The organism is Klenkia soli, assembly GCF_900103975.1.
GTDB classification, from domain to species: domain Bacteria; phylum Actinomycetota; class Actinomycetes; order Mycobacteriales; family Geodermatophilaceae; genus Klenkia; species Klenkia soli.
In genome coordinates, this window is the sequence record NZ_FNIR01000004.1 from 175,866 (window position 1) to 196,509 (window position 20,644).

18 protein-coding genes are annotated in these 20,644 nt (G+C 74.7%); 9 read left to right on the top strand and 9 right to left on the bottom strand.

What is annotated here, in order from left to right:
* Positions 1–42: 42 nt before the first annotated feature.
* Both BLS67_RS07645 and BLS67_RS07650 read left to right on the top strand, forming a co-directional pair.
* A complete protein-coding gene (locus BLS67_RS07645; RefSeq protein ID WP_091242483.1) occupies positions 43–435 on the top strand; it encodes a F0F1 ATP synthase subunit epsilon in 393 nt (130 codons plus the stop codon).
* A gap of 34 nt (positions 436–469) precedes the next feature.
* Positions 470–880, top strand: coding sequence for a DUF2550 domain-containing protein (locus tag BLS67_RS07650; protein WP_242653901.1), 411 nt, complete (start codon positions 470–472; stop codon positions 878–880).
* An 18-nt stretch (positions 881–898) separates the two neighbouring features.
* On the opposite strand, the gene BLS67_RS07655 is transcribed toward BLS67_RS07650, so the two are convergent.
* Positions 899–1,501: a cob(I)yrinic acid a,c-diamide adenosyltransferase gene (locus BLS67_RS07655; protein ID WP_091242486.1), complete on the bottom strand. Its 603-nt coding sequence runs from the start codon at positions 1,499–1,501 to the stop codon at positions 899–901.
* Between the two features lie 22 nt (positions 1,502–1,523).
* Between BLS67_RS07655 and murA the strand changes: the two genes are divergently transcribed.
* Positions 1,524–2,816: a UDP-N-acetylglucosamine 1-carboxyvinyltransferase gene (gene murA / locus BLS67_RS07660; RefSeq protein ID WP_091242490.1), complete on the top strand. Its 1,293-nt coding sequence runs from the start codon at positions 1,524–1,526 to the stop codon at positions 2,814–2,816.
* 4 nt (positions 2,817–2,820) lie between these two features.
* On the opposite strand, the gene BLS67_RS07665 is transcribed toward murA, so the two are convergent.
* Positions 2,821–3,147, bottom strand: a complete 327-nt coding sequence (locus BLS67_RS07665; protein WP_091242493.1) for a hypothetical protein — start codon at positions 3,145–3,147, stop codon at positions 2,821–2,823.
* 99 nt (positions 3,148–3,246) lie between these two features.
* Here BLS67_RS07665 and BLS67_RS07670 point away from each other — a divergent pair, with 99 nt between their 5' ends.
* Positions 3,247–5,256, top strand: a complete 2,010-nt coding sequence (locus BLS67_RS07670; RefSeq protein WP_091242496.1) for a protein meaA — start codon at positions 3,247–3,249, stop codon at positions 5,254–5,256.
* 42 nt (positions 5,257–5,298) lie between these two features.
* Here the strand turns inward: BLS67_RS07670 and BLS67_RS07675 are convergent, their stop codons facing one another.
* Positions 5,299–6,024 (bottom strand): YqjF family protein, encoded by a 726-nt coding sequence (locus BLS67_RS07675; RefSeq protein ID WP_091242499.1) that lies wholly within the window; start codon positions 6,022–6,024, stop codon positions 5,299–5,301.
* Positions 6,025–6,087: 63 nt separating this feature from the next.
* Between BLS67_RS07675 and BLS67_RS07680 the strand changes: the two genes are divergently transcribed.
* The gene (locus BLS67_RS07680) at positions 6,088–6,873 is read left to right on the top strand and encodes an enoyl-CoA hydratase-related protein (RefSeq protein ID WP_242653902.1); all 786 of its coding nucleotides are present in this window, start codon (positions 6,088–6,090) and stop codon (positions 6,871–6,873) included.
* A 6-nt stretch (positions 6,874–6,879) separates the two neighbouring features.
* On the opposite strand, the gene BLS67_RS07685 is transcribed toward BLS67_RS07680, so the two are convergent.
* Genes BLS67_RS07685 through BLS67_RS07695 form a run of 3 tightly spaced genes read right to left on the bottom strand, consistent with a single transcriptional unit; the run spans position 6,880 to position 12,665 of the window.
* Positions 6,880–10,305 carry an error-prone DNA polymerase gene (locus tag BLS67_RS07685; protein WP_091242502.1) on the bottom strand — a complete coding sequence of 1,142 codons (3,426 nt, stop codon included), beginning with the start codon at positions 10,303–10,305 and terminating at the stop codon, positions 6,880–6,882.
* 15 nt (positions 10,306–10,320) lie between these two features.
* Positions 10,321–11,889, bottom strand: coding sequence for a DNA polymerase Y family protein (locus tag BLS67_RS07690; protein WP_091242505.1), 1,569 nt, complete (start codon positions 11,887–11,889; stop codon positions 10,321–10,323).
* A gap of 38 nt (positions 11,890–11,927) precedes the next feature.
* Entirely contained in the window at positions 11,928–12,665 is a 738-nt protein-coding gene (locus BLS67_RS07695; protein ID WP_091242508.1) for a hypothetical protein, read from the bottom strand.
* Between the two features lie 234 nt (positions 12,666–12,899).
* On the opposite strand from BLS67_RS07695, the gene BLS67_RS07700 reads away from it, so the two are divergent.
* The 4 genes from BLS67_RS07700 (at position 12,900) to BLS67_RS07715 (ending at position 17,171) form a co-directional block, all read left to right on the top strand.
* On the top strand, positions 12,900–14,267 hold the full coding sequence (locus BLS67_RS07700; protein WP_091242511.1) for a dicarboxylate/amino acid:cation symporter: 1,368 nt from the start codon (positions 12,900–12,902) through the stop codon (positions 14,265–14,267).
* A 43-nt stretch (positions 14,268–14,310) separates the two neighbouring features.
* Entirely contained in the window at positions 14,311–14,970 is a 660-nt protein-coding gene (nucS, locus tag BLS67_RS07705) for an endonuclease NucS (RefSeq protein WP_091242514.1), read from the top strand.
* Between the two features lie 106 nt (positions 14,971–15,076).
* Complete coding sequence (locus BLS67_RS07710; protein WP_091242518.1) at positions 15,077–16,858, top strand: 3-hydroxyacyl-CoA dehydrogenase family protein; 1,782 nt, start codon at positions 15,077–15,079, stop codon at positions 16,856–16,858.
* Between the two features lie 13 nt (positions 16,859–16,871).
* Positions 16,872–17,171, top strand: a complete 300-nt coding sequence (locus tag BLS67_RS07715; RefSeq protein WP_091242521.1) for a hypothetical protein — start codon at positions 16,872–16,874, stop codon at positions 17,169–17,171.
* Between the two features lie 54 nt (positions 17,172–17,225).
* Here the strand turns inward: BLS67_RS07715 and BLS67_RS07720 are convergent, their stop codons facing one another.
* The 3 genes from BLS67_RS07720 to BLS67_RS07730 all read right to left on the bottom strand — a co-directional run bounded on the left by BLS67_RS07720 (position 17,226) and on the right by BLS67_RS07730 (position 20,514).
* On the bottom strand, positions 17,226–17,864 hold the full coding sequence (locus BLS67_RS07720; RefSeq protein WP_091243122.1) for a class F sortase: 639 nt from the start codon (positions 17,862–17,864) through the stop codon (positions 17,226–17,228).
* Between the two features lie 16 nt (positions 17,865–17,880).
* A complete protein-coding gene (locus BLS67_RS07725; protein WP_091242524.1) occupies positions 17,881–18,726 on the bottom strand; it encodes a DUF4397 domain-containing protein in 846 nt (281 codons plus the stop codon).
* Positions 18,727–18,795: 69 nt separating this feature from the next.
* Entirely contained in the window at positions 18,796–20,514 is a 1,719-nt protein-coding gene (locus tag BLS67_RS07730; protein ID WP_091242528.1) for a hypothetical protein, read from the bottom strand.
* Positions 20,515–20,644: the final 130 nt, after the last annotated feature.

A 20,644-nucleotide genomic window follows, 5' to 3' on the forward strand; every position in this document is an offset into this window, starting at 1 on the left:
TGACCAGCTCGCCGGCCCGGCCGGTGGACCCCGAGGAGTGTCGTGGCGACCCTGCAGGTCGAGCTCGTGGCCGTGGAGCGCAAGATCTGGTCCGGTGAGGCGACGATGGTGATCGCCCGGACCACCGAGGGCGAGCTCGGGGTGCTGCCCGGCCACGCGCCGCTGCTCGGGGAGCTGGCCCCCGGCGGCGTCGTCACGATCAGGGTCGACGGCGGTGACGACCTCGTGGTCGCCGCGCACGGCGGGTTCCTGTCGGTGACCGAGCAGGGCGTGTCCATCCTGGCCGAGACGGCCGAGATCGCCACCGAGATCGACGTCGAGCGGGCCCGCCAGGCGCTCAGCCGCGCCGAGTCCGCCGCCGGTGACGACGAGGAAGCGCTGGCCGCCGCGCGTCGCGCGCAGTCCCGGCTCCGCGCCGCCGGCCAGACCGCCTGACCCCGAGACCCGCGACGACCGAGGACCGGGGCCCGTGCCGCTGACCACCGTGGTGCTGGTCCTGGCCGCCGTCCTGGTGGTGGCGCTGGTCGCCACGTTCCTGCTGCGCCGTCGGTTCCTGCTGTCCGGGTTGGGCGCGGTGACCATGTGCCTGCGCCCGGTCGGGGCGCCCCGCTGGTCGGTCGGGGTCGCGTGGTACTCGGGCGAGGAGCTGCTCTGGTACCCCGCGCTGTCGCTGTCGGTGCGGCCGACGCAACGGCTGTGCCGCACCGAGTTCCACGTCGAGGGTCGCCGCCGGCCCACGGTCGACGACGGCGCCGTCCCGGTCGACAGCCAGGTGCTGATCTGCCGCACCGGCGCCGGCCCCCAGGAGCTGGCGATGGACCCCTCGACCGTGACCGGTTTCCTGTCCTGGATCGAGTCCTCGCCGCCGCTGGGCCGCTAGCAGAAGGACCCCGTTCCGTCAGCTGCGGGCGGCGCGCTGGGCGTGGGCGCCGCTGTGCGCGCCCGGCTCCCAGAGGATGTCCCCGCCCGGGTTCGCCTCGCGGGACAGGATGAACAGCAGGTCCGACAGCCGGTTGAGGTACTTGGCCGTCTCGCCGTTCGTGTGCTCGGCGTCGGCCTCGAGCAGCGCCCAGACGCTCCGTTCGGCCCGCCGGGCCACCGTGCGCGCCTGGTGCAGGAACGCCGCCAGCGGGGTGCCGCCGGGCAGGATGAACGAGGTCAGCTTCGGCAGCTGCTCGTTGTGCTCGTCGCAGGCCGCCTCGAGCCGCTCGGTGTAGGCCGCCGTCACCCGCAGCGGCGGGAACTCCGGCTCGGGCGTGATCGGGGTGCACAGGTCGGCCCCGACATCGAAGAGGTCGTTCTGCACGCTGCGCAGCAGCTCGGCCAGCGGTGCCGGGGGGGACCCGAGGGCCAGGGCGAGCCCGAGCACCGAGTTGGTCTCGTCGACGTCGGCGTAGGCGGCCAGCCGGACGTCGGTCTTCGCCACCCGGCTCATGTCGCCCAGGTGGGTCTGGCCGGCGTCGCCGGTCTTGGTGTAGATGCGGGTGAGCCGGACGGTCATGACGGCAGCCTAGGGTTGTGCGGTGGACTGCTTCGAGGTGACCGGCGGGACGTCGCTGCGTGGACGGGTGCGGGTGACCGGCGCCAAGAACAGCGCGCTGAAGCTGATGGCCGCAGCGCTGCTGGCCAGTGGCCGGACGACCATCGAGGAGGTCCCCGACATCCTCGACGTCTCGATCATGAGCGAGGTGCTCCGCCGGCTGGGGTGCGGTGTGGACTTCCAGCGCTACACCGACGGCCGGGGCGGGGGAGGCGGTCGGGTCGTGGTCGACGTCCCGGAGACGCCCTCGAGCGAGACCGACTACGACCTGGTGCGCCGCATGCGCGCCTCGATCAGCGTGCTGGGGCCGCTGGTGGCGCGGTGCGGGCAGGCCAAGGTGGCGCTCCCCGGCGGCGACGCGATCGGCTCGCGCGGCCTGGACATGCACGTCGCCGGCCTGGAGCGGCTGGGCGCCACCGTGCGCAGCGAGCACGGCTTCCTGATCGCCACCGCCCCGCGGCTGGTCGGCACCTCCATCTGGCTGGACTTCCCGTCGGTGGGCGCCACCGAGAACCTGGTCATGGCCGCCGTCCTCGCCGAGGGCACCACGGTGGTCGACAACGCGGCGCGCGAGCCCGAGATCGTCGACATCTGCACGATGCTCACCGAGATGGGCGCCCGCATCACCGGGGCGGGCTCCTCGACGATCACCGTCGAGGGCGTCACCGAGCTGCACCCGGTCACCCACACCACCGTCCCGGACCGGATCGTCTCCGGTACCTGGGCGATCGGTGCGGTGATGACCCGCGGCGACGTCGTCATCGAGCGGGCGGCGCCCGAGCACCTGTCGGTGGCCCTGGACAAGCTGCGGGCCGCCGGCGCCACCGTTGAGCAGGTCGAGGGCGGGGTGCGCGTGGCGATGGCCGAGCGGCCCACGTGCGTGGACGTCGTCACGCTCCCGTTCCCGGGGTTCCCGACCGATCTGCAGCCGATGGCCGTGGCGCTGGCCGCGGTGTCCACCGGTACCGCCCTGATCACCGAGAACGTGTTTGAGGGCCGCTTCATGTTCGTCAACGAGCTGGTGCGGCTGGGTGCCGACGTCCGCATCGACGGGCACCACGCCGTCGTCCGCGGTCGCGAGCGGCTGTCCAGCGCCCCGGTGCTGGCCACCGACATCCGTGCCGGGGCCGGCCTGGTGCTGGCCGGGCTGTGCTCGGACGGCGTCACCGAGGTGGCCGACGTGCACCACGTCGACCGCGGCTACCCCGACTTCGAGGAGCAGCTGCGCGGGCTGGGCGCCACCATCGAGCGCACCCACCGCGACCGGGAGCGCTGAGGGTTCAACCGTTGGTGAAGGTGCCGGCCAGCTGGCGGGCGCGGGCGGCGTCCTCGGGGAACACGAGGACGTCGGCGCGGTGCGGGGCCGGGTAGCGCAGGGTCGAGCGGATCCCGGCGTCGGAGAGCACCGCGCGCAGGGCCAGCGCGGACTCCTTGCGGGACAGGGTGGCGACCCGGGTGAGCAGGCCGTCCTCGGCCGCCGGGCGACGCGTCACCTTCGGCGTCGACGAGGCGAAGGCCCAGCGCAGGAACACCGCCAGGATGCCGAGCACGACCAGGGCGATGCCCGGGCCCACGAGGAAGTGCAGGCTGCCGGCGTCGATGGGCACTCGACCCTCCTCCCCGTTCGCGGACCGGCCTCCCAGTGTGCCACCGCGTGAGCTGTTCGACATCGTGGTTACCCGCGAGTAGCCCTACACTCCGCGGACATGCCGAACCCTTCAGCGCCGAAGGACCGCGACCGCCCCTGGGTGATGCGCACGTACGCGGGCCACTCGTCCCCGGTGGAGTCCAACGCCCTCTACCGCCGCAACCTGAGCAAGGGCCAGACCGGCCTCTCGGTGGCCTTCGACCTGCCCACCCAGACCGGCTACGACCCCGACGACGAGCTGGCCGTGGGCGAGGTCGGCAAGGTCGGCGTGCCGGTCAGCCACATCGGCGACATGCGGGCGCTGTTCGACGGCATCCCGCTGGACGAGATGAACACGTCGATGACCATCAACGCCACGGCGATGTGGTTGCTGGCGCTGTACCAGGCGGTCGCCGAGGAGCACGGCCACGACATCTCGAAGCTGGCCGGCACGACGCAGAACGACATCGTCAAGGAGTACCTGTCACGGGGCACCTACGTGTTCCCGCCGGCGCCGAGCATGCGGCTGATCACCGACATGGTGGCCTACACCGTGACGGCGCTGCCGAAGTGGAACCCGATCAACATCTGCAGCTACCACCTGCAGGAGGCCGGGGCGACGCCGGTGCAGGAGATCGCCTACGCGCTGAGCACCGCGATCGCCGTCCTGGACTCCGTGCGCGACTCGGGCCAGGTGCCGGCCGAGCGCTTCGGCGAGGTGGTCGCCCGGATCTCGTTCTTCGTCAACGCCGGGGTCCGGTTCGTCGAGGAGATGTGCAAGATGCGGGCCTTCGGCCAGCTCTGGGACGAGCTGACGGCCGAGCGGTACGGGGTGCAGGACAGGAAGCAGCGCCGGTTCCGCTACGGCGTGCAGGTCAACTCGCTGGGGCTCACCGAGGCCCAGCCCGAGAACAACGTGCAGCGCATCGTGCTGGAGATGCTCGGCGTCACGCTGTCCAAGGACGCCCGCGCCCGCGCCGTGCAGCTGCCCGCCTGGAACGAGGCGCTGGGCCTGCCCCGGCCCTGGGACCAGCAGTGGTCGCTGCGGCTGCAGCAGGTGCTGGCCTACGAGACCGACCTGCTCGAGTACGACGACCTGTTCACCGGGTCGGTCGTGGTCGAGGGCAAGGTCGCCGAGCTGGTCGAGGGTGCCCGCGCCGAGATGGCCCGGGTGGCCGACCTCGGCGGGGCGGTGGCCGCGGTCGAGTCCGGCTACATGAAGGGCGAGCTGGTCGGGTCGCTGGCCCGCCGCCGTCGGCGGATGGAGAACGGCGAGGACGTCGTCGTCGGGGTGAACAGGTTCGACTCCACCGAGCCCAACCCGCTCACCGCCGACCTGGACACCGCGATCCAGACGGTCGACCCCGCGGTCGAGAACGCCGCCCAGGAGGCGGTGCGCGCCTGGCGGGCCGACCGGGACGACGCCGCGGTGGCCGCCGCGCTCGAGGACCTGAAGCGGGTCGCCGGCACCGACGAGAACCTGATGGCCGCCACCCTGGAGTGCGCCCGGGCCAAGGTCACCACCGGTGAGTGGGCCGGGGCCCTGCGCGAGGTGTTCGGCGAGTACCGGGCGCCCACCGGGGTCTCGGCCGCCAGCACCGGCGAGGCCGACGGGTCGCTGACCGACGTGCGGGAGCGGGTCCGGTCCACCGGCGAGGAGCTGGGCGGGCGGCTGCGCTTCCTGGTCGGCAAGCCCGGCCTCGACGGGCACTCCAACGGCGCCGAGCAGATCGCCGTGCGGGCCCGCGACGCCGGGTTCGAGGTGGTCTACCAGGGCATCCGGCTGACCCCGGCGCAGATCGTCTCGGCCGCGGTCGAGGAGGACGTGCACGTGGTGGGCCTGTCCGTGCTGTCCGGGTCGCACCTGCAGGTCGTGCCGGCGGTGCTCGAGGGACTGCGCGCGGCGGGTCTGGACGACGTCCCCGTGGTGGTCGGCGGCATCGTGCCCGACGCCGACGCGCGGCGGCTGCGCGAGCAGGGCGTGGCCCGGGTGTTCACCCCGAAGGACTTCGGGATGACCGACATCATGGGCCAGATCGTCGACGTCGTCCGCGAGGCGAACGGCCTCGACGCCGCGGTCCCCGCCTGAGCGGAGTCGCTGCGCACCGGTTCCCGCTGCGCAGCGACTCCGTCACCGGGTCCAGGGGCCGAAGCGGACGTCGACGCCGGGGGAGTACAGGACGCTGTCCGGCGCCCCGGTGACCGGGACGCCGGCCGCTGCGGTCAGCGACTCGTCGAGCTGCAGCACCTCGGCCCGGTGCAGCGGCCACTCCGGGTGCTCGTTGGGCCAGTACGCCGTGCGGCCGAGGAAGCCGCGGTGCAGCCCCCAGCGGGCGGTCAGGAAGCGGTCCAGCGGTGCCGGGTCGGCGATGCGCTCGCCGACCCGGATGGCGAGCGCGCTGGAGGCACCGCGGGGCCCGGGCCAGCGCCGCCGCGACGTGTAGGTGAGCACGTCGCCGGCTCGGGCGACCTGCATCGACGCGAAGACGTAGGGCAGCCGGGCCACCCAGCGGGCGGCCAGCACGGGCAGCAGCCGGTCCGCCTCCAGCGAGGAGAAGACGACGCCGCGGCGGCCCTGCTCGTCGACGGAGTACAGCCGGACGTTGGTCTCGGCGAACGAGCCCAGGTAGGGCAGTCCCGGGAGGCCGAAGAAGCCGATGCGGCGCATGCGGAACGGGATGAGCCCGACGTAGGTCGCGCCGTCCACGGTGTCGGGCCGGGCGCCCGGCGGCAGGTGCGGCGCCACGAGGTCGGGGTCGACGGCCCAGTGCAGGAACGCGAGGTCCCGCCAGCCCTGGGTGAAGACGGTCGTGGTGACCGGGCGCGGGCTGACCGGCGTGACGGGTTCGGGGTGCACGGGGACGGGATGCCCGCGCCGACGCCCTCGACACCGGATCGCCGGCGTGGTGTGGTCGACGTCATGAGCGGTGGCATGGGCGAGCTGGCAGCACCCCGGGTCCAGCGGGACGGCGACGTCGTCACGATCACGATGTGCCGGCCCTCGCGGCGCAACGCGCTCTCCCGCGAGCACCTCACCCAGCTGCTGGCCGCGGTCACCGAGACCGCCGGCACCGACGCGACCGCGGTCGTGCTGGCCGCCGAGGGGCCGGTGTTCAGCGCCGGGCACGACTTCGCCGACGTGGCGGGGGCGCCGCTGGCCGACGTGCGGTCGCTGCTGGTGCTGTGCACCGAGCTGATGCAGACCCTCCACCAGGTGCCGCAGGTCGTCGTGGCCCGGGTGCACGCGCTGGCCACCGCCGCCGGGGCCCAGCTGGTGGCCTCCTGCGACCTCGCGGTGGCCGCGGAGTCGGCCGGGTTCGCCGCGCCGGGCGGCAAGGGCGGCTGGTTCTGCCACACCCCGATGGTCCCGATCGCGCGGAACGTCGGCCGCAAGCGGGCGATGGAGCTGGCGCTGACCGGCGACGTCATCGACGCCCGCACGGCGCTGGACTGGGGTCTGGTCAACCGGGTGGTGCCCGACGACCAGCTCGACGACGCCGTCGCCGAGCTGGTGCACCGGGCCACCCGGGGCTCGCGGGCGTCGAAGGCGTGGGGCAAGCAGGCGATGTACGCCCAGCTGGACCGGCCCGAGGCCGAGGCCTACCTGCAGGCGGTCGAGACGATGGCCGCGGCCTCGCAGCTGGACGGCGCCCGCGAGGGCATGGCGGCGTTCCTGGGCAAGCGCCCCGCGGTCTGGACCGACTGACCTCCCTCATCGGAAGTCCCGCGAGGTCGTCTGCACGGTGATGGCCAGCTTCTCGATGCGGTCGGCGACCAGGTTGACCACGCGCTGGTTCCGCTCGACCCGCCCGCGGACCACCAGCGCCCCGGACTCGCGGGCGACCCGGCGGTACCGGGCCCACACCCCGGCCGACACGATCACGTTGACCAGCCCGGTCTCGTCCTCCAGGTTGAGGAAGGTGGTGCCCCCCGCGGTCGCCGGCCGCTGCCGGTGGGTCACCACCCCGCCGACCAGCACCCGGGTCTCCGGGACCGCCCGGGCCAGCTCCACCGCCGACAGCACCCCGGCGGCCCGCAGGTGCGCCCGCACGTGCTGGACCGGGTGGCTGTCGGGGGAGATGGCGGTGGCCCACAGGTCGGCCATCGTCTGCTCGGCGCCGCTCATGCCCGGCAGCACCGGGGGGGCCTCGTCGCCGGCGGTGCCCGGCAACCGGTCCGGGCGCTCGCGGGCGGCCCGGCCGGCCTCCCACAACGCCTGACGGCGGGACATGCCCAGCGGGTCGAACGCACCGGCCGTGGCCAGCGCCTCGAGCTGGGGGGTGGTCAGCCCGACCCGCCGGGCCAGGTCGGCCATCGAGGCGAACGGTCCGGCGGCGTCCCGGTCGGCCACGATGCGGGTGGCGAGGTCGGTGCCGATGGACCGCACCCCGGCCAACCCCAGCCGGACGGCGAACGCGCCGTCGCGCCGGTGGTCGTCGGTGTCGAAGGGGGCGTCGGGGTCGAACTCGCCGGCGGGCGGCTGGTCGCCGGCCAGGCACGCGGGGTCCCCGGTCGGGTGGGGTGTGCCGGCGTCGAGCCGTTCGAGGTCGGCGTGCACCCCGGACCGGTGGATGTCCGGGGTGCGCACCTGCACGCCGTGCCGGCGGGCGTCGGCGACCAGCGACTGGGGGGAGTAGAAGCCCATCGGCTGGGCGCGCAGCAGCGCGGCGAGGAACGCCGCCGGGTGGTGCAGCTTGACCCAGCTGGACACGTAGACCAGCAGCGCGAAGCTGATCGAGTGGCTCTCGGCGAAGCCGAAGTTCGCGAACGCCTCGATCTTGGCGTAGATGTCGTCGGCCAGGCCCCCGGTGATGCCGTGGGAGGCCATGCCGGCGAACAGCGTCTCCTTGAGCCGGCCAATCTTCTCCTTGCCGCGCTTGGAGCCCATCGCCCGGCGCAGCAGGTCGGCGTCGTCACCGCTGCACCCGCCGACGGCCTGCGCGATCTGCATGAGCTGCTCCTGGAACAGCGGGACGCCCAGGGTGCGCGCGAGCACCGGCTCCAGCAGCGGGTGCGGGTAGGTCACCGGCTCCTGGCCCAGCTTGCGCCGGATGTAGGGGTGCACCGCCCCGCCCTGGATCGGGCCGGGACGGATCAGCGCGATCTCGATGACCAGGTGGTAGAACTCCCGCGGCCGCAGCCGGGGCAGGGTGCCCATCTGGGCCCGGCTCTCGACCTGGAAGACCCCGATCGAGTCGGCCCGGCAGAGCATGTCGTAGACGCCGGGCTCCTCCTTGGGCACGGAGTCCAGCGTCAGGTGCTCGCCGGTGTGCTCGGCCACCAGGTCGAAGCAGTACTGCAGGGCGGCCAGCATGCCCAGGCCCAGCAGGTCGAACTTGACCAGCCCCATCGAGGCGCAGTCGTCCTTGTCCCACTGCAGCACGGTGCGCTGCTCCTTGCGGGCGTGCTCGATCGGGCACACCTCGCCCACCGGCCGGTCGGTGAGCACCATGCCGCCGGAGTGGATGCCCAGGTGCCGGGGGAAGCCCAGCAGCTGCCCGGCCAGCTCGACCACGGCCGGCGGGATGTCGTGGTCGGCGGTGGTGGTGGCCACCGATCCCCACGACTCGACCTGCTTGGACCAGGCGTCCTGCTGGCCGGTGCTGTGGCCCAGGGCCTTGGCGACGTCGCGGACGGCCAGCTTGGGCCGGTAGGTGATCACGTTGGCGACCTGCGCGGCGTTGCGGCGGCCGTACTTCGCGTAGACGTGCTGGATGACCTCCTCGCGGCGGTCGGAGTCGAAGTCGACGTCGATGTCGGGCTCCTCCTCGCGGGTGGTGGCCAGGAACCGCTCGAAGGGCAGCCCGAACCGCACCGGGTCGACCGCGGTGATGTGCAGCAGGTAGCAGACCAGCGAGTTGGCCGCCGAGCCCCGGCCCTGGCAGAGGATCCGCTTCGCCCGGGCCACGGCGACCAGGTCGTGCACGATGAGGAAGTAGCCGGGGAAGTCCTTCTCGGCGATCACCGCCAGCTCGCGGTCCAGCCGGTCGGCGTAGACCCGCTCGGTCTGCGGGGAGCGGGTGCCCGGGGGGCCGAACCGCTCGATCAATCCCCGCAGGCTCAGCTCCCGCAGCCAGGACATCGGGCTGTGCCCCGCGGGGATCTCCATCCGCGGCAGCCTCGGCCTGGCCGCTTCCAGCGGGAACGCCAGCTCGTCGGCGATCTGCACCGACCGGGCCACCGCGCCGGGGTACCGGGCGAACCGGGCCGCCATCTCGGCGCCGGACCGCAGGTGCGCGGCCCCGGCCGCGGTCAGCCAGCCGTCCATGTCGGCCAGCGAGCGCCGGGCCCGGACGGCGGCCAGCGCCCCGGCCAGCCGGCGGCCGGCCGGGGTGGCCACGTGCACGTTGCCCGTGGCCACCACCGGCAGGCCGGCCCGGGCGGCGAGCCCGGCGACCGCGTCGTTGGCCCGGCTGTCGGTCGGGTGCCCGTGGTCGAACAGCTCGGCCACCACGTGGTCCCGGCCGAACAGCGCGACCAACCGCTCGAGCTCGGCCGACGCGGCGTCCAGGCCACCGGTGGCCAACGCGGTGCGGACGGCGCCCTTGCGGCAGCCGGTGAGCACCACCCAGTCACCGGCCCCCGCGGCCGCGAGCTCCTCGAGGTCGTAGACCGGCCGGCCCTTCTCCGCCCCGCGCAGCTGGGCCTCGGTGATCGCCGCGGACAGCCGGTGGTGGCCCGCCGCGCCGCGGGCCAGCACCAGCAGGTGGGTGCCCACCGGGTCGGCCACCCCCTGCTGGGGGCCGGGTAGCCCCAGGGACAGCTCGGCACCCACCACGGTGGGCAGGTGGTGGGCCCGCGCGGCGTCGGCGGCCCGGACCACCCCGTAGAACCCGTCGTGGTCGGTGACCGCCAGCGCGTGCAGGCCCAGCCGGACCGCCTCGGCCACCAGCTCCTCGGGGTGGCTGGCGCCGTCCAGGAAGCTGAAGTTGGTGTGGCAGTGCAGCTCGGCGTAGGGCACGACCGGGCGGTCGGGCTCCTGCGGCCGGTGCTCGGGCGGCGGGTCGTAGGGCTGCCGCTTGCGCGACCAGGCCGGGCTGTCACCGCCGTCGCCGGTGCCCGGGGTGCCGGGCCGGTGCCGGTCGGAGAGCGTGCGCTCGAGCTCCGACCACGGGATGGGCGGGTTCTGCCAGCCCATCAGGGCGCCTCCTGCTCAGTCATAGCGGGCCTCGACCCACCAGCGGGCATCGGCGTCGACCAGCAGCAGCCACGCACTGCCGTCGACGGCGACCACCTGGAACCGGGCCAGCCGCCCGGCCGCGTCGTCCTCCCACCACCGCTCGTCGACCGCCCACGGGCCGGCCCACGCCTGGATCGGCTGCCAGCCGGTGGGCCAGCCCTCCCGCGGCCGGCCGGCCGCCGCGATCCGGAGCCGGCAGGGCGCGGCCGACAGCACCCCGCGCTCGTCGACGGCCACCGGTGCGTCGTCCGGGCCGACCACCACGGCGCCCTCGGGCCGCGGCAGCACGGTGGCCGGCAGCGGCGGGGGGAGCTGCCCGGGCCAGGGCCGGTCGCCGGGACGGCGGGGGAGCGGCCGGTCCCCCCACGGCACGAAGGTCAGCCGGTCGGCCGGGCCCCGACCACCACCCACCACGGCCGTGCCGACGGCGTGGTGGCCCAGCCGGCCCTGCATGCGGGTCAGCGCCCGGTGCAGCTGCTCGTCCGGTGCCCCGCCCCACAACCCGTCGGCCTGCTCGCCGTGCGGCACGACGTCCTCGGGCACCAGGTCGACGCGGGCGACCGGGCCGACCAGCCCGCCCCCGCCCAGCTGCCAGCGCACCCGGTCGACGACGTCGGCGGCGGTGAAGAACCGGGGGTGCAGCCAGGTGCGGGTGACCAGCCCCCCGCGGTCGTCGCGGGTCTCCACCCGCAGCCCGGTGCAGACCAGGACCTGGTCGGCGAGCGCTGCGACGAAGGCGTCGGCGGTGGCGCGGAGGGTGAACGCCACCTGGTCCACCCGGTCCAGCGGGGGGTCGAACTCGACCACCCGGGTCAGCTCGGGCGGTGCCTCGCGGCGCTGGTGCCGCTGCTCGTCGACCCCCCGGGCCAGCCGGTGGGCCCGGACGCCGTCGGCGCCGAACCGGGCGGACACGACGGCGACCTCGAGCTCGGCGAAGGCCCCCACCGTGCGCAGCCCGAGCCGGCGCAGCAGGTCGACGGCGGCGGGGTCGCCCAGCAGCGGGCCGAGCACGTCCACCGGCAACCCGGCGAGGAACGCCGCGGAGCCCCCGGTGCCCACCACCCGGGTGCGGGCGGCCGCCGGGTCGGCGGCGCGGGCGGCCTGCTCGGCGACGAACGGGCCGTCGGCCACCCCGGCGCGGGCACCGTGGACGCCGGCGTCGCCCACGCCGACCAGCACGGCGGCCGCGGCGTGCTCCTCGCCGCCCAGGTAGCGGCTGAGCCCCCCGGCCCGGACCGCGCAGGTGCCCGGCCGCACGACCTGCACGCCGGGGGCGATCGCCTCGACCGCGCCGAGCACCGGCTCGAAGGCGCGGGCCTCGAGCCGCGGGTCGTGCGGGAGGACGACCAGCTCGGGGCAGCGCGACTGCGCCTCGCGGATCCGCAGCCCGCGCCGCAGCCCGGTGGACCGGGCCGCGGCCGAGACGGCCAGCAACCGGCCGGCCTCCACCACCGCGACCGGTGCGCCGGACCCGACCCCGGCCGCCTGACGGGCCGCGGTGACCGGCCAGTCCGGGCACCACAGCACCAGTGTCCTGCTCACGGGGTCCTGCTCACGGGGTCCTGCTCATGGGGTCCTGCTCACCCTGCCGACCGGGTCAGCGTCGCCGCGGGGAGCACCGGCAGGTCGAGGGCTGAGGTCGGCGCCGGACGGACCAGGCCCTCGGGGTCGGGCAGCCACAGCCGGGCCCGCCGCGGCCGGGCTGCCCGGCGGGCGTGCACCGTCACCGTCGCCAGCCGGCCGGCCAGGTGGCCGTGCCCGGCACCCAGGCCGTGCCAGGTGCTGTCGGCCAGGCTCAGCTCGGCCTCGCTGCGGGGCCACGGACCGCACACCACCAGCGCGGTGCCACGCTGCCGGAGCCGCACGGCCAGCCGCCCGGCCTCGGCCTCGCCGACCGGGCCGGGGGGCCCGACCAGGACGACCGCCAACGCCCCCACCAGCGCGCTCACCACGCCCACCAGCTCGGGGCCGGGGTCGGGGACCAGCACGGTGCGGTCCAGGTCGACCCCCATGGCGGCCGCCGCCTCGGCGCCGAACCCGGGCACCCCGACCACCCCGCACCACTCGCCGGCGGCCGAGGGCCCGGCCAGCAGGGCCGTGGCCAGCGCGACGGACCCGAGCACCGAGTAGGCCGACCCGGTGGACAACGCCCCGCCGGGCAGCAGCGCGGCCAGCGCGGGCAGCGTCTGCAGCGCCCGGCCCGGCGTGGTGATGCCGAACCGGCGGTCGGCCTGGCCGGCCGCAGCCCGGGCCGCGGCCAACCGGTCGGCGCGGTCGGCGCGGGGGGCGGGCAGCCGCACGGGCGGGTGGTCGGGCACCGGAGGATCATCGAACACGTGTTCGATCCGTGTCAAACCAGCTGGTGCGCGACGCCGACGGCGGAGTGACCGGCGCGACGTCCGTCGGCGGGAACACCGGCCGGCGTGCGTGGTTGGCCCTTCTGTGCGCACCCTGTGGCTGACGAGGAGGCGGGTCGTCGACTTCGGTCGGATGACCTCCGAGGGTTGACGGTCCCGCCGTCCCGCCGTCCGTCCTCCTCCGAAAGGCCCCTCGTGCTCTCCCGCATCCGCCGCACCCCCTTCGCGGCCCAGGTCCTCGTCGCGCTCGTCGTGGGCGTCGGTCTCGGCCTGGTCGCCCGCGCCATCGGCCCCGTGCCCGGCCAGTTCGTCGACGGCACCCTCGTCGAGGGCACCGACCGCAACTGGCTGACCTCGACCCTGGCCACCATCGGCTCGACCTTCGTCGGGCTGCTGCGGGTCATCGTGATCCCGCTGATCGTCACCGCGATCATCGTCAGCATCGCCAACCTGAAGAAGGTCGGCAACGCCGCCCGGCTGGCCGGTCAGACCCTGCTGTGGTTCGCGATCACCGCGCTGGTCGCGGTGTCCATCGGCATCGCCCTGGGCCTGCTGACCCAGCCCGGACGCAACAGCTCGGTGTCGGAGTCGGCGGCGCAGGCCCCGGCCACCACCGGCGGGTGGTGGGACTTCCTCACCGGCCTGGTGCCCGGCAACATCCTCGGCCTGGAGGGCTCGACCGACGGGTCCATCTCGTTCAACGTGCTGCAGCTGATCGTCGTCTCGGTGGCCGTCGGCATCGCCGCGCTCAAGGTCGGCGAGGCGGCCGAGCCGTTCCTGTCGGTCACCCGCTCGGCGCTGGCGATCGTGCAGAAGGTGCTGTGGTGGGTCATCCTGCTGTCGCCGCTGGGCACCCTGGGCCTGATCGGCAATGCCGTGGCCAGCTACGGCTGGGAGTCCCTGGGCAGCCTCGGCGTCTTCGTCGGGGCGGTCTACGGCGGCCTGGCCATCGTGCTGCTGGTCGTCTACCCGGTCATCCTCAAGCTGCACGGCCTGTCGCCCAAGCGCTTCTACGCCGGTGCGTGGCCGGCCATCCAGCTGGGCTTCGTCTCGCGCTCCTCGATCGGCACGCTGCCGGTGACCGAGCGGGTCACCGAGGCCAACCTGGGCGTCCCGCGGTCCTACGCCTCGTTCGCCGTCCCGCTGGGGGCCACGACCAAGATGGACGGCTGCGCCGCGATCTACCCGGCGCTGGCCGCGATCTTCGTGGCCCAGTTCTTCGGCGTGGACCTCGGCATCACCGACTACCTGCTCATCGCGCTGGTCTCGGTCGTCGGCTCGGCCGCGACCGCCGGGGTGACCGGCGCCGTGGTCATGCTGACGCTGACGCTGTCCACCCTGGGCCTGCCGCTGGCCGGGGTCGGCCTGCTGCTGGCCGTCGACCCGATCCTGGACATGGGGCGCACGGCGACCAACGTGGCCGGCCAGGCGCTGGTGCCGGTGATCGTCGCGAAGCGCGAGGGCATCCTCGACCGCGCGCGGTTCGACTCGACCACGACGGTGGACCCGGTCCGCTCGCTGGGCGAGACCGTCGAGCCGGAGAAGCAGCCCGCGACGGTCTGACCGACCACGGGCCACGGACGCCCGCGCTGTAGCGTCGGCGTCCGTGCGCCTGGTGATCGCGACGTGCTCCGTCGACTACGTGGGGCGGCTCACCGCCCACCTGCCCACGGCCACCCGGCTGCTGCTGGTCAAGGCCGACGGGTCGGTGTCGGTGCACGCCGACGACCGCGCGTACAAGCCGCTGAACTGGATGACCCCGCCGTGCACCCTCAAGGAGGAACCCGGTACCTGGACGGTCACCAACAAGGCCGGCGAGCAGCTGATCATCACGATCGGCGAGGTGTTCCACGACGTCCGGCACGAGCTCGGCCCCGACCCCGGCCTCCAGAAGGACGGCGTCGAGGCCGAGCTGCAGCGCCTGCTGGCCCTGCACGTCGAGACCTTCGGCGCCGGGTGGGCGCTGGTCCGGCGCGAGTACCCGACGGCGATCGGCCCGGTCGACCTGCTCTGCCGGGACGCCTCGGGGACGACGGTCGCCGTGGAGATCAAGCGCCGGGGCGAGATCGACGGCGTCGAGCAGCTCACCCGCTACCTGGAGCTGCTCAACCGCGATCCGCTGCTCGCCCCGGTCAAGGGCGTGTTCGCCGCCCAGGAGATCAAGCCGCAGGCCCGGGTGCTGGCCCGCGACCGCGGCATCGACTGCGTGACGGTGGACTACGCCGTCCTCAAGGGGACCGACGACCCCACCCAGCGGCTGTTCTGAGACCCGCTTCACCCCCTGCGCTGGTTACCGGCCGGTAACCACCTCTGGCAGACTCGTCGGACCAGGGCGCGACGACGAGGTCGCGCCGGGACGAGGGAGTGGCATCGTGGCCAGAGAACTCAGCCAGGTCGGGGTCGTCGGACTGGGCACCATGGGCGCCGGCATCACCGAGGTGCTGGCCCGGGCCGGGCTCGACGTCACCGCCGTCGAGGTCTCCGACGAGGCGCTGGACCGCGGCCGGGCGCACCTGGAGCAGTCCACCGGCAAGGCCGTCGAGCGCGGCAAGCTCGAGGCGGCCGACCGCGACGAGATCCTCGCCCGGGTCCGCTGGTCGACCTCGCTGGACGACCTCGCCCAGGCCGAGCTCGTGGTCGAGGCCATCCCGGAGCGGATGGAGCTCAAGACCGAGGTCTTCGCCGCCCTGGACAAGATCTGCCCGCCGGACACCATCCTGGCGACCAACACCTCGAGCCTGTCGGTCACCGAGCTGAGCGTGGCCACCGGCCGGCCCAGCAAGGTCATCGGCATGCACTTCTTCAACCCCGCGCCGGTCATGAAGCTGGTCGAGGTGATCAGCACCGTCGTCACCGAGCCGTCGGTCATCGAGGACGTCGAGGCCCTGGCCGCCCGGCTGGGCAAGACCGACGTCACGGTGGGGGACAAGGCCGGCTTCATCGCCAACGCCCTGCTGTTCGGCTACCTCAACCACGCCGTGTCGATGTACGAGAACAAGTACGCCAGCCGCGAGGACATCGACGCCGCCATGCGGCTGGGCTGCGGCCTGCCGATGGGCCCGCTGGCGCTCATGGACCTGATCGGCGTCGACACCGCCTACGAGATCCTCGACACGATGTACAAGCAGTCCCGCGACCGGCTGCACGCGCCCAGCCCGATCATCAAGCAGCTGATGACGGCCGGGCTGCTGGGCCGCAAGACCGGCCGCGGCTTCTACTCCTACGCCGGCCGCGACTCCGCGGAGGTCGTGCCCGACGCCCAGACCCCCACGCCCGGTGGGGCGGCCGAGGGTGCGCGGCCGGTGCAGAAGGTCGGCCTGGTCGGGTCGGGCACGATGGCCACCGGCATGATCGAGGTGTTCGCCAAGGGCGGGTACGACACGACCTTCGTCGCCCGCACCCCGGAGAAGGTCGAGGCCGTGCTGGCCGCGATCGGCAAGAGCCTGGACAAGCAGGTCACCCGCGGCCGGTTGGACGAGGACGGCAAGGCGACGGTGCTGGGCCGGCTGACCGGGACCACCGACCGGGCCGACCTGGCCGACGTCGACCTGGTGGTCGAGGCGGTCGTCGAGTCGCTGCCGGTCAAGCAGGAGCTCTTCGCCGAGCTCGGCCGCATCTGCAAGCCGGGTGCGGTGCTGGCCACCACGACGTCCTCGCTGCCGGTGATCGAGTGCGCCAAGGCCAGCGGGCGGCCCGGCGACGTCGTCGGGCTGCACTTCTTCAACCCGGCCACGGTCATGAAGCTCGTCGAGGTCGTCTCCACCATCGCCACCGATGACGACGTCGCCGCCACCGCCCACGCCGTGTGCGGCCAGCTGGGCAAGCACGCCGTCAGCTGCACCGACCGCTCGGGCTTCATCGTCAACGCCCTGCTGTTCCCCTACCTCAACGACGCGGTGCGCATGCTGCAGGCGCACTACGCCACCGCCGACGACATCGACGCCGCCATGAAGGTCGGCTGCGGCTACCCGATGGGGCCCTTCGAGCTGCTGGACACCGTCGGCCTGGACGTGTCGCTGGCCATCGAGCGCGAGCTCTACACCGAGTTCCGCGAGCCCGGCTTCGCCCCCGCCCCGCTGCTGGAGCACCTGGTCACCGCGGGCTACCTGGGCCGCAAGACCGGCCGCGGGTTCCGGGACCACACCGCTCGGTAGCCTCGCGCACGACATGGGCAGAGGACGGCGGCGGCCGCACGCAGGTGGGCGGCCGCCGCTGTCCCGGCCCCAGCCGGTCGAGAGCTCGGACGACGGCGACTGGGTGGTCCGCCCGGTCACCGGGGCGGCGAGCACCCGCAGCTACCGGTGCCCCGGCTGCGACCAGGAGATCCGACCCGGCACGCCGCACGTGGTGGCCTGGCCGGTCTACGCCCGCGACTCCGACCTCGACCCCTGGGACACCGAGTCCTCGGTCGACCTCCGCCGGCACTGGCACACCGCCTGCTGGCGGGCCCGCTCCCGCCGGCGCTGACCCGCCGAGAGCCCGTGGTGCACCACCTGGTCCCAGGAACCGCGGTTCTCAGGATCAGGGGACCAGGCCGGCGTAGACGACGATGTTGTCGACGTAGCTGCGGCGGGACCGGTCGAACTCCCCACCGCAGGTGATCAGCCGGAGCTGGGCGTCGACGGTGGGGCCGTAGACCTCGGCGGTGGCGAACGCGCTCTTGGGGTACTCGGCGACCTGGGTGACCCGGAAGGTCAGCGTGCTGCCGTCGGCCCGGGTGACCAGGACGTCGGCGCCCACGGCGATGTCCTCCAGCCGGTAGAACACCGCCGGCCCGGCCCGGGAGTCGACGTGGCCGGCCAGCACGGCCGGACCGACCTCGCCCGGGGCGACGCCGGCGTCGAACCAGCCGGCCTGGGCGTAGTCCGCCGGTGGCACCAGTGCCCCGGTGGCGTCGACCCCGATGCCCACCAGGCTGCTGGACAGGCCCACGCTCGGCACGGACACCGACAGGGGCGCCGGCTGGGCGGTGTCGCTGCCCGGCGCCTCGCGGATCACCGGAGCGGGTGGTGACCCGGCCACCGCGGGGGAGGGCCCGCTCGCGGCGAACGGGTCGAGGAGGGCGAAGGTCCCGGCGGTCACCGCGACCAGGGCCAGACCCCACCGCAGCGCGGTGAGCCACGGACGCCGCCGACGGTGCCGGTGCCGACGGCCGGGCACGACTGCGGACGGGGCGTCAGCGAGCAGCGTGCCGTGCGACCGCGCCGCGCCGGGGCAGCCGGCGACCCGCCGCGAGCCCCGAGCCCACCAGCGCCACGAGTGCCACACCGCCGAGCGCGAGCGGCACGGTCGAGCCGGCCGTGCCGCCGCCACCGGCCTCGACCCCACCGGTCGGGACGACGCCGGGGCTGGCCGCGTCCAGGACCGTCTGGACCTGGACGCCGGAGCCGCCGTCCAGCAGCAGCACCGTGTAGGAGGAGCCGCTGGCCAGGTCGACGGGGAGGTCGGTGGGCGACCCGGACGCGCCGGCGATCTGCAGGGTGGTGGAGCCACCGGGCACCGACACGTAGTCGGTCAGGTCGGGGAAGGCCAGGTCGGCCGAGAGCGACTCGCCGCCCACCAGCGCGACCGATGCCGGGGTCAACATCTGGGATGCGTTCACCACGCGGGCGCGGGCCTGGCCGTCGGCCGGCGGGGTGAGGTCGTCGTCGAGGACCTTGAGCCCGAGCTGGGCGAAGGTGCCCACCCCGGCCACGGTGAACGCCGTGCCCGGCGCGACGGTGACGGTGGTCGAGAGCACCGGCGCCGACGTCGTGGGCGCCCCGGCCGACCGCATGGAGACGGTGTAGGTGCCGGCGGGCACCGACTGGTAGTCCGAGACGGTGCCGTAGCCGACACCGGTGAGCACGATGCCGGTGTCGGGGGAGGACACCGAGTCGACGTAGACGTCGACCGAGGGGGTGTCGGGGCTGAGGTGGGCCAACCGCAGCATGCCGGTGTCGGCAGCGCCTGCGGGGGTACTGCCGAGCAGGACGGCGAGGCCGGCCAGCAGGAGGACGGCGAGACTGCGCCGGACGGCCATGGGGTTCCTCCTGGGTGACGACAGCACTACAGGGTGAACGTACCGGTCCCTCACACGGACCGCAGGGGGTCAGCCGCCGTCCGCGGTCAGCAGGGCGTCGGGGTCGGACGCGTAGTCGTAGCCGACCCGGATGCCGTCGTCGGTGTCCTCGACCAGGTCCGGGGCGTAGGGCGGCAGCTGGGCGGTCAGCCAGGTGCGGACCTGGTCGCGCAGCGCGGGGTCGTCGACCAGGCGGGTGCCCCCGACCGAGTCGACCACCGCGTAGCGCACCGCGGTGCCCACCTCACCGGGCACCGCGGGCAAGGAGGAGATGCCCACCCCGTACTGCGCGGCGATCCCGGCGAGCAGGGTCAGCAGTCGTGGGTCGACGTCGCCGGACAGCAGCGCACCGGTGGCCTGGCCGGCATCCGCGGTCGTGGGGTTGGTCAGCAGGGCCCCCGACAGCTCCCGGCGCAGCGTGCGCTGGTCGGCGTCCGGGGTGCGCCGGTCGGGGTCCACCACGACCAGCCCGGTGTCGGCGTCCCCGAAGCGGGCCACGACGTCGTCCCTGCTGCTCCCGGGTGCCCCGCGCGCCACCTGCAGCCCGTCGGCGGCGACGGGCACGCCGTCCCTGCGGAGGTCCTGGGCGAGCAGGCCGCTCGCGGCCACGGTCGAACCGGCCGGCAGCTGCTCGGTGAACCAGTCCACGAACGCCGCCCGGTCCTGGGCGCCGAAGTCGTCGACCGGCGTGGTGCGCAGGGCCACCGCGGCGAGGACGGCGCCGGCCACCAGCGCGGCGGCGGTCGCCGCGGCCAGGACGGGGCGCAGCGGCCGCAGCGCGGGTGTCCGCACCAGTTCCTGCACCAGCGCGCCGACCAGGAGCGCACCGACGGGGAGGCACACCACCAGCGCGGAGAACCGGCCCGGCGGTGCGATGGCGGCCAGCGTCGTGGCGGCGAGGGCAGCGGCCGGCGGACGCCAGCGGGGGAGGAGCCAGGCGGCCAGCACACCGGCGCCGAGCAGCCCGGCGGTCAGCAGCACCGACCGGGTCTCCCCGGCCGCCCAGGGGGCCAGGACGTCGGGCTGGGGGTCCCAGCGGGGCAGCAGCAGGACCACCGCGACGAACACGGGGGCCAGCAGCCCGGCGGTGACCGTGCGGGTGCGGGGGGACCACCGGCGGCCCAGGCGGCCGGTGGACAGGCCGCCCGCGGTGCCGGCGACCAGGAGCAGCAGCACGTCCGGCGCCAGCAGCACCGCGGGGACGAGGGCCAGGCCGCCCAGCACCCGGACCGCGCGCCGCCGCCGGCCCACCGCCAGCCAGGCGGCCAGCAGCATCCACGGCACCGCCCAGGCCGCCGGAGCGCTCACCGCGTGCACCATCACCAGACCCGGGACGGCCCCGAGCACCAGGACGGCGACGCAGGCACCGGCATCACCGAGCCGGGTGCGCCGGGCCAGCCGCCAGAGCAGCAGGCAGGACAGGAGGAGGGCGGCCCAGAGCAGCTCCCGACCGGCCGCGGCCAGGCCGGTGCCGCGGTCGAAGGACCGGGTCAGCCAGGCGCCGGCCGCCGTGTGCGCGACCGCCAACCCGTCGGGGGTGAGCAGCTGGGGGGCGGCGCCACCGTGCAACCACTCCCACGCCGGGGCGGTCAGGGCGCCGTCGTCGGCGAGGGGCGAGCTGCGCAGCGCCCGGGCCGAGACGAGGCCGGCGACGACCACGGCGGCGAGCGGGGCCACCACGAACCAGCGGGCGCGCTGCCTGCCGGTGGACCGGTGCCGGTGCTGGCGGTCGTCGCCGGAGGCGGACACGGCACCCCCTCCGGCGACGGCAGCAGCACGTCGGACTGACGACGTCGTGACGACCTTGACACGCACGGTCACGGCTGGCCACTCCCGGCCCTCGCTCGACCGTGATCGGCGGGATCACGCCCAGCGGCCG